The sequence below is a fragment of the Methanonatronarchaeum sp. AMET-Sl genome (genome assembly GCF_029854155.1).
In the GTDB taxonomy this organism is placed as follows: domain Archaea; phylum Halobacteriota; class Methanonatronarchaeia; order Methanonatronarchaeales; family Methanonatronarchaeaceae; genus Methanonatronarchaeum.
Map to the genome: position 1 here is coordinate 1,224,923 of NZ_CP122958.1, position 13,149 is coordinate 1,238,071.

15 protein-coding genes are annotated in these 13,149 nt (G+C 36.9%); 11 read left to right on the plus strand and 4 right to left on the minus strand.

The features are described from left to right. Positions 1–31 precede the first annotated feature (31 nt). The 9 genes from pcn to QEN48_RS06305 all read left to right on the plus strand — a co-directional run bounded on the left by pcn (position 32) and on the right by QEN48_RS06305 (position 6,392). On the plus strand, positions 32–769 hold the full coding sequence (pcn, locus tag QEN48_RS06265; RefSeq protein WP_280108046.1) for a proliferating cell nuclear antigen (pcna): 738 nt from the start codon (positions 32–34) through the stop codon (positions 767–769). A 90-nt stretch (positions 770–859) separates the two neighbouring features. Beyond that, complete coding sequence (locus QEN48_RS06270; protein WP_280108047.1) at positions 860–1,891, plus strand: DNA primase large subunit PriL; 1,032 nt, start codon at positions 860–862, stop codon at positions 1,889–1,891. Between the two features lie 64 nt (positions 1,892–1,955). Then, entirely contained in the window at positions 1,956–3,137 is a 1,182-nt protein-coding gene (gene priS, locus QEN48_RS06275; RefSeq protein ID WP_280108048.1) for a DNA primase catalytic subunit PriS, read from the plus strand. After that, the gene (locus QEN48_RS06280; RefSeq protein ID WP_280108049.1) at positions 3,131–3,802 is read left to right on the plus strand and encodes a hypothetical protein; all 672 of its coding nucleotides are present in this window, start codon (positions 3,131–3,133) and stop codon (positions 3,800–3,802) included. The genes priS and QEN48_RS06280 overlap by 7 nt, the downstream gene beginning before the upstream one ends. Positions 3,803–3,808: 6 nt before the next feature. Continuing rightward, complete coding sequence (locus QEN48_RS06285; RefSeq protein ID WP_280108050.1) at positions 3,809–4,084, plus strand: 50S ribosomal protein L44e; 276 nt, start codon at positions 3,809–3,811, stop codon at positions 4,082–4,084. 1 nt (position 4,085) lies between these two features. Then, a complete protein-coding gene (locus QEN48_RS06290; RefSeq protein WP_280108051.1) occupies positions 4,086–4,259 on the plus strand; it encodes a 30S ribosomal protein S27e in 174 nt (57 codons plus the stop codon). Next, positions 4,252–5,058 carry a translation initiation factor IF-2 subunit alpha gene (locus QEN48_RS06295; protein WP_280108052.1) on the plus strand — a complete coding sequence of 269 codons (807 nt, stop codon included), beginning with the start codon at positions 4,252–4,254 and terminating at the stop codon, positions 5,056–5,058. Before QEN48_RS06290 ends, QEN48_RS06295 begins: the two co-directional genes overlap by 8 nt. Further along, positions 5,059–5,826, plus strand: coding sequence for a proteasome assembly chaperone family protein (locus QEN48_RS06300; protein WP_280108053.1), 768 nt, complete (start codon positions 5,059–5,061; stop codon positions 5,824–5,826). A 23-nt stretch (positions 5,827–5,849) separates the two neighbouring features. Further along, the gene (locus tag QEN48_RS06305) at positions 5,850–6,392 is read left to right on the plus strand and encodes a uracil-DNA glycosylase (protein WP_280108054.1); all 543 of its coding nucleotides are present in this window, start codon (positions 5,850–5,852) and stop codon (positions 6,390–6,392) included. A 218-nt stretch (positions 6,393–6,610) separates the two neighbouring features. Here the strand turns inward: QEN48_RS06305 and QEN48_RS06310 are convergent, their stop codons facing one another. Next, entirely contained in the window at positions 6,611–6,808 is a 198-nt protein-coding gene (locus QEN48_RS06310) for a hypothetical protein (RefSeq protein ID WP_280108055.1), read from the minus strand. A gap of 217 nt (positions 6,809–7,025) precedes the next feature. Continuing rightward, complete coding sequence (locus QEN48_RS06315) at positions 7,026–8,051, minus strand: type II glyceraldehyde-3-phosphate dehydrogenase (RefSeq protein WP_280108056.1); 1,026 nt, start codon at positions 8,049–8,051, stop codon at positions 7,026–7,028. Between the two features lie 519 nt (positions 8,052–8,570). Between QEN48_RS06315 and QEN48_RS06320 the strand changes: the two genes are divergently transcribed. Both QEN48_RS06320 and QEN48_RS06325 read left to right on the plus strand, forming a co-directional pair. After that, positions 8,571–9,734, plus strand: a complete 1,164-nt coding sequence (locus QEN48_RS06320; RefSeq protein WP_280108057.1) for a cysteine desulfurase — start codon at positions 8,571–8,573, stop codon at positions 9,732–9,734. 86 nt (positions 9,735–9,820) lie between these two features. After that, on the plus strand, positions 9,821–10,450 hold the full coding sequence (locus tag QEN48_RS06325; protein WP_280108058.1) for a GNAT family N-acetyltransferase: 630 nt from the start codon (positions 9,821–9,823) through the stop codon (positions 10,448–10,450). A 203-nt stretch (positions 10,451–10,653) separates the two neighbouring features. Here the strand turns inward: QEN48_RS06325 and QEN48_RS06330 are convergent, their stop codons facing one another. Both QEN48_RS06330 and QEN48_RS06335 read right to left on the minus strand, forming a co-directional pair. Then, entirely contained in the window at positions 10,654–11,493 is an 840-nt protein-coding gene (locus QEN48_RS06330; protein WP_280108059.1) for a thiamine pyrophosphate-dependent enzyme, read from the minus strand. Then, positions 11,490–13,148 carry a 2-oxoacid:acceptor oxidoreductase subunit alpha gene (locus tag QEN48_RS06335; RefSeq protein ID WP_280108060.1) on the minus strand — a complete coding sequence of 553 codons (1,659 nt, stop codon included), beginning with the start codon at positions 13,146–13,148 and terminating at the stop codon, positions 11,490–11,492. Before QEN48_RS06335 ends, QEN48_RS06330 begins: the two co-directional genes overlap by 4 nt. Between the last annotated feature and the right edge of the window lies 1 nt (position 13,149).

A 13,149-nucleotide genomic window follows, 5' to 3' on the forward strand; every position in this document is an offset into this window, starting at 1 on the left:
TAAATATATTTGAGTATGGCTGGTGTAATTAATGGCATTTAAAGCAAGCATAAAAACAGGGAAACTTAAGGAATCACTTGATGCAGTCGGAAGACTAGTAGATGAAATAAAACTGAACATTGAAGAAGATGGATTGAACTCAAAAGCAGTAGATCCAGCAAACGTCGCTATGTCTATCCTAACCATCCCAAAAAAAGAATTCGAGTCCTACGACCACACCGAAGACATGACAATAGGTATAGACCTAAACAGAATAGACGATATCCTATCACTCGCTTCAAGCGAAGACATACTAGAACTAGAGACCGATGACGGCTCAATGATGAAAATAAAAGTATCCGGGTTCGAATACGACATCTCATTAATAGACCCCTCAACAATAAGAAAAGAACCAAACATACCTGACCTCGACCTCCCAGCAGAGATAGTACTAGACGGCCAGAGAATACAACGAGCAATCAAAGCAACCGAAAAAATAAGCGACTACATAGTAATCTCAACAGAAAACGACTCATTAGTAATAACAGGAGAAGGAGACACAGACAGCGTTCGAATAGCACTAAACGAAGAAGACCTAATAAAAATCGAGTCAACAGAAGACGCAAGATCACTCTTCAGCCTAGACTACCTATCAGATATGAGCAAATCAATACAAAAAGCCCCAGAAGTAACAATGAACCTAGGAACCGACTATCCAATACTATTCAAATTCAACATAACAGGAAGCAACATCGAATACCTACTTGCCCCAAGAATCGAGTCCGAGTAAACCAATCCACCCACACAAAAAATAGGATAGGTTTTTTCTTGAAATATTCTAGATAAAAACCGCTTCAAAAGCGGAGGAAACAAAAAAAAGATGGAGGAAAGGCTAGCAAAATACCCCTTCCTCCCTGAAACCCAAACCTACGTCAGGGAGGCTGGTTTCGACATAAACGAATTAATAGAAAACCCAGCCTACACCAGAGAACGCAAATACGCAGTACAGAGAATAACCAACGCAATCAAAAACAAACAAAACAACAAAACAACAGAACCACACATCGAAATACTTTCATACCCAATCTCCAGACTAATTGTAAGCTGCATAAACGACCACTACCTAAACAACAAAATAGCACTACACGAATCCAAAAAATTCCACCACAGAATGCAAAAAGAAAAACCAGAAACAATCAAACACATAGCCCAAGGACTAAAAATAAACACAACAACACAACACAAACAAAACAAAACACAATACCAAATACACTTCACCGACTACCTCAAACACACCAAAAAAATCAACGAAAAAACCTGGAAACTCATAAACCAAAACATAAAAAACGGAAAAATAACACTCCAAAAACAAGAACTACATAGACTACTACAAGAAGCAATCAAAAACAAAATACTAAACGAACTCCCCCTAGACGTAGCAAAAACAATATGCCAAAAACTCAAAAAACAAACCCAAAAAATCGAAAAAACACTAGAAAAAAAGAAAAACCAACTATCAATAGACAAAAACCTACCCATAAAACAAAAAAGCTTCCCACCCTGCATAAAAACCCTAATAAAACGATCCAACAAAGGCGAAAACCTATCCCACACAGATAGATTCACACTAGTATCATTCCTAATAAACATCGGAATGAATACACAAGAAGTACTAAACGTATTCAAAAAATCCCCAGACTACAACGAAGAAAAAACAAAATACCAAATAAACCACATCGCCGGAAGAGAAAAAACAAAATACACACCACCCTCATGCAAAACCATGAAAACCTACAACATCTGCCAAGAACCAGAAGGAATCTGTCAAAAAGTATCACACCCCCTAGGATACTACAGATGGAAAATAAAAAAAACCCAAACAAACCAAAACCAAACAAAAAACAAAAAATAAACAAAACCAAACAACCACAAACAACCTAAAATAAAACCTATTAAAAAGGAGCAAAAAAAAGAAAATGAGGCTTAGAACAAAAAAATTCCTCAAAGAAAGCTTCCAAAAATATTACTCCAACCCCGACCTACATCTCCCTCCAAAACCAAAACAACGTGAATGGGGATTCATACACATAGACGAAGGATATCCAGAAAAAATCACAATGAAAAGACATAGAGCATTCAACAACCAACAAGGCCTCAAAGAATATCTAAAGTCAATGGCTCCAGCACACACATACTATTCCTCAGCATATTACAAAACACCAAACGCAAAAACAATGGACGAAAAACAATGGACAGGAGCCGACCTCATATTCGATTTAGATGCAGACTACATAGCCAGCTCCAAACTAACATACAAAGAAATGTTACATGAAGTCAAAAAAGAAGCCGACAAACTGATAAACACATATCTAACCAAAGACCTTGGCTTCAACCCCCAAAAAATCCAACTAGTTTTTTCAGGCGGCCGAGGCTACCACATACACGTATACGACAAATCAATAAAGAAATTAGGCAGTGCAGAAAGAAGAGAAATAATAGATTACATATCTGGAAAAGGCCTTTCACCAATAAAAGAAAGAAGCGATAAACAAAACGAAGAAATAATCGAATACCTAGAACTCAAAAACCTCGGAAACAACTGGGATCAAAGAATAACCACATGGATATACCAAGAACTACCAAAAAAACTAGAATCAACAACCAAAGAAAAAGGAATAGAGTTCCTAAAACAACTAGATGGCGTTGGAGAAAAAAAGGCCAAAAGACTACATAAATTCTTCACACACCCAGAAAGAGTCAAAAGAGCAAATAAAACAAGAAACCTAAACATGGTTCGTGGTGTTAAAAAAGACATATGGAGCCAGATAATAGATATGGCAACCGATAAATATGGTATAAACGCCGACGAACCTGTAACAAGCGACATAAAACGATTAATACGACTACCTGGATCACTACACGGAGGAACAGGCCTACAAGTAAAACCAATAAAAATAAACGAAATAAAAGATTTCCATCCACTAAAAGACGCAGTAGTATTCGAAGACAACCCAGTTAAAATAAAAACAAAAAAAGACTACGAAATAACAATAAAAAACACCGAAATCACATTAACCAAACATACCATTAAAGAAATCCCAGAATACGCAGCAGTCTTCCTAGCAGCCAAAGGAATAGTAGAGGTGGAAGGATGGTAGACTTCGACAAACTAAGAGACATACAAAAAGAAGAAAACCGAACAGAAGAACTACTTAAACTAAATAAAAATTTCTACAAAAACGTCGGAGAATACCTAAAAGACCTAGAAGAAGAAATAGAAAGACAAGACGGAAAAGCCAAACTAATACTAAGAGACGAATTCGACAGCTCAATACAAGTCATGGAAAACATATTCCACAGACGAATCGGAAAAATAATCGCATTATCAACAAGACACCTACAAAACGAAAACCCCAACACAGACAAAATGCTACCAATAGAAAAAAAAATATACAAATCACTCTGCAACGACCTCAAAACAGCAAAAAACAAAGTACTAACAAAAATAAACCCCAAAAAACAAAGTACTAACAAAAAACAAACCGAAAACAATGGACAAAAAACAAAAAACAAACCGGAAAAACAAAACAAAACTACTCAAAAAACCAATCAACAAGAAAAAACAACAAAAAAACCGGAGAAAACTTTTAATAATTCACAACACTCATATACTGTAGTTAGAATATTAGATAATTTTCCGAGATTTGTTTCTTCGGACCATAGGACACATCACCTTTCAAAAGAAGACATAGTCTGTATTCCAAATAACGATGCAGAAGTCCTGATGGAACGAAAAATAGCTAAAAAAATTAAGATAAGGTGAATAATTATGAAGATGCCTAGAAGGATTAGAACTCACTGCCCGTTCTGCAACAGCCATGAAGAACATGAAATCGAAAAAGTAAGGAAAGGAAAACCAAGCGAGATGAAGTGGGGGCAAAGACAGTTCAGAAGAGTAACAAGTGGATACCGAGGATATCCAAGACCACTACCAGTCGGAGATAAACCAACCAAAAAAGTCGACCTCCGATACCGATGCACGGAATGCAACAAATCCCATACAAGAGAAGGATTCCGTACATCCAGACTTGAACTAGAGGGATAAAATGAAAACAAGAAGTAAATTTATAAAAGTAAAATGCAAAGACTGTGAAAACCAACAAGTAATCTTTAACAAAGTATCAAACGACGTAGAATGCAGAATCTGTGGCCGAACACTAGCCATACCCACCGGAGGACTTGCCGAACTAAAATCAAAGGTGGTAGAAGAGGTTGACTAACAACCAAAACGATTACCCAGAAGTAGGCGAACTCGTCGTATGCCGAGTATCCAACGTCGTAGACTTCGGAGCATTCGTAGAACTAGAAGAATACGGCAATAAAGAAGGATTAATACACATATCAGAACTCGCCTCCGGCTGGATAAAACACATAAAAGACCACGTACAAGAAGAACAAAAAGTAGTCTGCAAAGTACTCGAAGTAAACCCCAAAAAACAACAAATAAACCTCTCACTCAAAGATGTCAACGAACACCAAAAAAGACAGAAAATACAAGACTGGAAAAACGAACAAAAAGCAGAAAGATGGATCGAGTTCGTAGCAGAAAAAACAGATTCAGATAAAGAAAAAATAAAACAAAAAATAACAAACAAAACAATCGACGACTACGGAGGCCTAATGTACCCAGTGTTCGAAGAAGTAGCACTAGAAGGCACAACCCCATTAACAAAAAGGGGAATAGACCAAGAATTAGCAGAAACCTTCGAAGAAATAGCAAAAGAAAACGTCGAAATACCATACGTCGACATAACCGGATATCTAGAACTAAAAGCCAGAAACTCAAACGGCGTAGAAAAAATCAAAAAATCACTCAAAGAAGGAAACAAAATAGAAAAAGACAACGCAAAAATAAAAATAAGCTACATAGGCGCTCCATACTACCGAGTAAAAATAAACGCACCAGACTACAAAACAGCAGAAACAATACTCGAAGAAGTAACAAACAAAGTACTCAAAAAAATAGAAGAACAAGGCGGAGAAGGCAAATTCCATAGAGAAATAGAGGAGGCAGAATAAATGCAGACACATATAAACTACCTAAACGAAATCAACCTAAACAACCCAATACTAATCGAAGGATTACCAGGAGTCGGACACATCGGAAAACTCGCAGCAGAACACCTAGTAGACGAATTAGAAGCAGAAAAAACAGCAGAAATATTCTCACCCTACCTACCACCCCAAGTAATAGTACAAGACGACGGAATCGCCCGACTCGTCCGAATCGAAATATACACCGCAGAACTCGAAAACAACAAAAACGACGTAATACTAGTAGTAGGAGACCACCAAAGCGTAGAAAACACCGGACACTTCGAAATAACAGAAAAAATACTAGACATAGCAACAGAAAACAACGTCCAAACAATATACACAATAGGAGGACTCGCCACAGGCGAAATGTCCGACACACCAGAAATATACGGCGCAGTAAACGAACACTACCCAAAACAAAAACTAGAAGAAAAAGGCGTCAAATTCGAACAAGGAAAACCAAAAGGCGGAATAATAGGCGCATCAGGACTCCTACTAGGACTAGGAAACCAAAAAGAAATACCAGCAACATGCCTAATGGGAGAAACAAGCGGATACATCGTAGACCCAGCAAGCGCCCAAAAAGTACTACGAATACTCTCCGAAATGCTCGAAATCGAAATAGACACAAAAAAACTCGAAGAAAGAGCAGAAGAAATGGAAGAAGTAGTCTCAAAACTAAAACAAAGATACCAAGAAGAACAACAACAACCACAACCAACAGGCGACGACCTACGATACATCGGATAAAACAAAAAAACTGGGCCTAAAACATGCAGATAAAAAACTGCCAAAAATGCCAGCTATCCAAAAACAGAACAAACATAGTAACCGGCCAAGGCCCCAAAAACGCCGAAATAATGATCATAGGCGAAGCACCAGGAAAACAAGAAGACAAAAAAGGCAAACCATTCGTAGGCAAAGCAGGCAAAATACTAAACCAAACACTCAAAAACACAGGAATACAAAGAAAAAACACCTACATAACCAACATCATCAAATGCCGACCACCCAAAAACAGAGACCCCAAAAAAAAAGAAATGGAAGCCTGCAAACAACACCTAAAAAAACAAATCAAACAAATCAACCCCACATACATAATCTGCCTAGGAAGAATCGCCTCACAAAGAATAACAGGCCAAAAAATAACACTCAAAAACAAACACGGAACATTCCTAAGAACAAAAAAAGAATACGGAAAAAAGAAAACATACATAACATACCACCCAGCAGCAACAATATACAACAAAAACCTAAAACAAACAATCCAAGAAGACCTAAAAAAATTCACCCAAATACAAACACTAGGAAAATAAAAACACCAAAACAGCCATAACAACAAACCCCACAAACCAACATAACACTTATTTTAACTCTAACTACATATTTCCAGAGACAAACCCATCATTTCATCCAAAAATCAAACCCAACACCCCCTCAAGAAGCAAGCACATCAAGACAAACAAGTAACAAAGGATTTATCAAATAACTATAAACCCATAATCACCCTCTAAATCCTCATAAAAACCTTTTTTTAGAAACCGATTGTGATTGCAAAATAGTTTTGTGCTATCAAAATTAAAAAAATAAATCCAACAAATATCTTAAATATATCGTTGACATCCTTAAACAAAAACCCTGACCCCATATACCCAAATACTCCATCTGCAAAAATTAATGCAGAAAACAACAAAGCAACCAATCCACCTACCAGAGACAATAAATCTATCAAAAAACTACCTCCTCAAATATCTCAATCTTTATATACATATTAAATTACCTTGATTTAAACCTATTATTATAGGTATCTATTTAATTAATTGGTATTTATAGTTATCTATAGCCTTTAGATTGATTAAAAAAAATTAGGGTGGTTGAGAAAGCTTTAAAATCTTTCTCAAGAACTCCCACCCTACAAACCATTAGGTTTTGTAGGTGAAGAGGTCAGGTTATAACATTTGGTTTAGGTTTAGTGTTTTGTCGGTTTTTTCTATCGATTTAGTTGAGTCCTTCTCTAGTTCCATCATTGCTCTTATTGCATCGATGTTTTCAGGTACAACATCGGATTCTTGGTGTACAGCCTGGAAGTAATACAATTCATTGTCTTTGATAACTACTGAGTCACGCCAGACAGGTATCTCCCATACATCATTTCTAGGTCTTCCTGCATCTCGGGCAAGCTCGATTATTTGGGCAGTTGACTTAACACCAATATCTTCATCCACAAAAGTAACTCTAGGTGTTTCCTCTAACACCTCAATTATATCATTAGGTTTTACATCGGTTTCGGATAACTCAACGTTTATTGAATGGAAATGCATTATTGTTGTAGGAACTTTAACAGCCGTTGTGTCTATATCTAGATCTGGTATAACTGTCATTACATCTGGGCCATGGTGGCTAGGTACTTTCATTTTTGGTTTGATAGCGTTTATTGGTCCACGTTCATCCTGTTTTGGATCGCCGCCACGACGTATCATTGTCGCTCTTACCTTATCTATACCAAACTCTCTTTTTATTGGGTAGAGTGTTCTGCATAAAGCCGTCGTGTTACAAGAAACAACACGTGTTTCATCTCGTCCATATGCATCTATATAATTCACCAATGAATTGAATGAAAAACCAGCTACCTCATGGTCTTCTCCACCCTGGTATATCGCTTTAACATCCATTTCTTGATATAACTCACTGTTTTTAGCTCCAACACCACCAGGTGTACAATCAACAATTATATCAGATTGTTCTATTAATTCCTCTAAACCGCCCTTGACATCCATACCCTTCTCCCTAAAATTAGGCAACCTCTCAGAAACCGCACAATAAAGAGGATAACCACGATCCAACGCCAACTTACTTTCATAGTTAGGAGAAGTCTTCGAAACACCAACAACCTCCATATCATCTTGAAGGGCTACAGCATCTGCAATTCTCTTACCAATAGTTCCAAAACCATTTATTCCAACTTTACAATTCATAAAAAACCTCCAAAATATAAACAAAAATCATCATCAAAATATCTTTTCTACACCAATTTAACTCTTTATCAAACCAACCTCCCCGACCGTTGAAATAATAAAACATATTTAGATTACCCAGTCCACACTATCTCAATCTAAAAAACTCTCACCATGAATAAATAAAGTTTTATCCCCCCAACCTACTGGGATATAGAATATCTCTATCCTTTTTCAGGCCTTATACACCACTTCTTATTAGGGAGAAGTGAATGTCGCCAACAAAATCTATCAAAATAAAAAATAGTTATATGTTCGGCTTAACTACCATAAAAATTTAATTTATAAATATTTCCGGTTGGAATGGTTAGTTTTTTGTTTTTTTGGCAATTAGTTTTCTTGATGTTATCTTAACTCAGACCCTATAAATCTCCCTCTCTTCAGACTGGAGAAGGGATGTCACATGTATTTAGTTGGGGGATGAGTCTAAATAGTTTAAGAAGTAATTTTCTTTAGAAATACCTGGTTTTGGGTTTAAGTATGAATGATGAGTTTAGAAGTTTATTTCCATTGACGAGTGATGTGGTGTATCTGGATAGTGCTGCAACCAGTTTGACTCCAACCTCTGTTTTAGAGGAGATGAATGATTATTACAATAAATATTGTGCTAATATTGATCGTGGTGTGCATCATCTATCTAAATTGGCTTCACATCGATATGGAGATACGCATAAAAAGATTGGAGAATTGATTGGTTGTAGTGGCAAAGAGGTGGTTCTTACAAAAAACACAACTGAAGCGATAAATCAGGTTGCGTTTGGATTAGATTGGAGTAAAAATGATCATGTTATAACGACAGTTATGGAGCATCATTCAAATTTTGTTCCTTGGTTACGGCTTAGGGAAAAAGGAGTTAAAGTTGACGTTATTGGCATTAAAAATGGCCAGATCGACCTAAATGAATTAAAAAATAAAATAACTTCAGAAACACGTTTGATAGCTATTTGTCATGCATCAAATGTGTTAGGCACCATAAATCCAGTGATAGAAATAGGTAAGATCTGTAGAGAAAACGATATATTATATTTGGTTGATGGAGCCCAATCAACCCCACACCTACCAATAGATGTACAAAAAATAGGCTGCGATTTCTATAGTTTTTCAGGCCACAAAATGTTAGGGCCAACAGGAATTGGAGCTTTATACTGTAAACAAAAACATCAAGAGAAACTCAAACCTTTAATGGTGGGTGGTGGAAATGTATCTAATGTCACAAAAACTGGATACACACTAAAAAAAGGTTACCATAGATTAGAGGCAGGTACACCGAACATAGCTGGCGCCATAGGACTAACAAAAGCAATCCAAATCCTCAACGAAATTGGACTTAAAAACATAAGAAAACATGAAGAAAAACTAAATAAAACATTGATTGACGAACTACGGAACTTAGATGGCTTAAATATACTAAACCCAGATATAGACAGAACAGGTGTAATATCATTCACAATAAAAGGAAAAGACCCTCACAAAATCGCTTTACAACTAGACCAAAAAAACATAATAGTAAGGTCCGGAAACCATTGCTCCCAACCATTAGTAGAACACTACAACTACGACAAAGTAATAAGAACCTCTCACTACATCTACAACACCCAAAAAGAAATAAAAACACTCTGCAAAGAACTAAAAAAACTCATCTAACAAAAACAAAAAAACCATAAAAAAATTTTAATTAAAGATGTTTCAATGTTTTTTAAGGGAACCAAAAATGGTTCTAGTGATATCTAATGACAAACAATAAAAACCGTAGAATAAAGATTCGTGAAGCTGTCCCTAACGATGCTGAAGAAACAGCTCCCTTAATTCTTAATGCATTCGATACCGAAAGAGAGTTATTAGGAAAAAACCATGAAGAACGTATTAAAACACTAAAAAAATTATTTAAAAAAACCAAAAACCGCGTAACATACCAAGATACCTATATTGCTGAAATAAACAATGAAACAGCAGGTGTCTTAATCTCATTCCAAGGAGATAAACTATCTCAAAAAAACCGATACACATTCCTACATCTCATATTAACAAAAAACCCAATCCAATTAATCCGAACAATCTACATATACCTCAAACAGATAAGCCAAATGGCCTCCTTCGAAGAAACAAAAAAAGACGAAATGTATATAGCCTGCCTATCAGTCCACCCAAAACACAGAAGAAAAGGAATTGCAGAAAAACTACTAAAACACCACGAAAAAACAGCAAAACAAAAAGGATACAAAAAATCCAGCCTATGCGTACACGGAAAAAACCATCCAGCAATAAACCTATACCACAAAAAAGGATACAAAGAGAAAAACAAAATCCAAGCAGATGGAATAAAAATAATCAAAATGACAAAAAACATAAAAAACCAATAAAAACCACTAAATACCAAACAAAAAAATAACCCAACCTCCAAACCAAAACCCAGCCATATAAAAAAATAGAACCCTTCAATCGCTAAATAAAATAGGTATTAAAGCCTGAATTAAGATAAAAAACTAATTAGATATACCCTCCATTCCAAAACTAAAGTAAAAAGGGTTTTAAAGGTTGGTATTGGAGAGGGGGTTTTTTGTTTTTATGATAGTTTTTTTAATAGTTTTTTTATGTCTCTTTGTTTTTTGTCTGTTGGTTTTGGGCCTGTGAGGTTTTCGGTAAATGTTTTTCTTTGTTCTTTGTAGAATATGCCGATTGGTATTCTGTCTTCTTGGTAGGTTGCTTCTTTCCAGGCAAGTTGTTTATTTGTTGGGTCGTGGTCTGATTCGGTTAGTTTTACTACTCTATCGTTGTAGTAGTCCCATGTGTTGTAGAAGGCTACGCATGGTTGCAGCATCTCGATTACAGAGAATCCTTTGTGTCTCACTGCTTTTTTAAAGGTCTCTTTAAAGTGTTTTCTTTCTCCTGAATAGCATCTTGCTATGAAGGAGGCGTTGGATCCTATTAGTAGGTGTAGTGGGTTTAACGGTTCTTCAGGAGAGCCTTCTGGCGTGGATTTGCCTTTAAATCCTTTTGGTGATGTGGGGCTAAACTGGCCGGTGGTTAGGGCGTATACACGGTTGTTATGTATTATTATGGTTGCGTCGAGATTTCTTTTTGCAGCATGGATAAGATGGCTAACTCCCTCGTTAAGTATATCGCCATCTCCAGCAAACCCAATTACAGTTAGGTCTGGGTTAGCTATCTTGACACCCATTAAAACTGGTGGGACTCGTCCATGTAATCCATAAAAACCATTTAGATCGAGATAATCAAATATCTTGGCGTGACAACCGATACCAGCTGAAATAACGATGTCTTTTTTCATATAATCTTTATTGAATAGGTCTCCTAAACCTTCTTTAATTCCTCTCAGTACACTAAAATTACCACAGCCTGGACACCAAGTATTGGTTGCATCTGTCTCTAAATCAAAACTCAATCTAAACACCTCTCTTCTATCTCGCTAGCCAATTGATTTGGCCTGAAAGGCCTCATGTCATACTTTAAAAACTTTTCATCGATCTCATTATCTGTTTTATCGGTAAAAAGAGTTGCAAGCTGGCCGGTAGAGTTAGCTTCGACAGATCCTATACAGCTAAAACTACTGCATATCTTGTTTAATTCTTTCTTAGGAAAGGGCTTCATAACTAATGGCTGAACAACAGTTATCTCTTCATCAAGGATACGACGTGCCTCAAGAACGCTTCCTTTGGTACTACCCCAAGTTAAAATTCCTATATCTGAATCTCCATACACATTAACAGCTAATTCACCGGAAAGGTCTTCACGAATTCCTTTATATTTACGAAGCCTTTTATCCTGCATCAAACTAACCATATCAATTTCTTCTGTGGTGATTCCAGATATATCGTGTTCATAGCTAGAGTTTTTCACAACAACATCTTCTTCTCCAGGGAAACGTAGTGGAGAGACACCAGACTCAGTATCTCTATAACGAGAATAACCATTATCCGTTTCACTTAAAACAGCTGGTTCCTCTTCAATAGATTCAAGAGGTAGTTCACAGGTAGCTTTACTCTCACATAACAAACTATCCATCAATAACGTTACCGGTGTCTGATGTCTCCAGGCCAGATTCAATCCAACCCCAGCTAAATAAAAACATTCTTTAAGGTCACCAGGAGCTAAGACAATTCTAGGAAACTCTCCATGGGCCGCATTAACCACAGATAGTAGGTCGGCTTGAGAACTATAAGTCGGTACACCAGTACCAGGTCCAGCCCTCTGACCTTCAACAACTAAGACAGGAGTTTCACTGATACCCGCAAGCGATATTCCTTCATGCATTAAATCAAAACCACCTCCTGAAGTAGCAGCCATAGACCTGGCTCCAGCATAAGAAGCTCCCAAAGCAGCGTTAATCACCCCAATCTCATTCTCTGGCTGAACAACCTCAACCCCTAACCTATCTTTATGCTCACCCAAGAAATGTAAAATAGATGTAGTCGGAGTCATAGGATAACCAATATACAAATCAAGGCCAGCAGAAACAGCTCCTAGAGAAACAGCTTCATTACCACTTAAAAAAGGTCTAGCACCACCAACATCCCTAAAATCAACAAATTTCTCAAAGTTATCTCGACAATAACTGAAAGCCTTATCAGCAATCTCAACATTCACCTCTGCACGATCACCATAAACATCCCTTAAAACACCAACCAACCCATCAAAACCAAACCCAGTAAGATAAGCCAATACACCGACAAAACCAGTGTTAAGCACAATATCAGGAGCATCCAACTCCTCAACCCAACTAGAAACCGGAACCTCTAAACCCTCTAAACCAAAATCACCATCAACAACCACAACACCATCACCAACAGCATCAACATGCTCATCATACGTATTTTCATCAAGACAAACCAATATATCAACATCGCCATAACTACTGTAGACAACATCACTAGAAATTCTTATCTCACAAAAATTATGGCCACCACGAATCAAAGAAGGATAATCATTCCTTATAAACACATCATATCCAGAACGCCCAGCCAGCCGACCATAAATACCAGCGGCAGCCATAACACCCTGACCCGCCTTACCACCCAAAACAACAGACAAATCAACCATA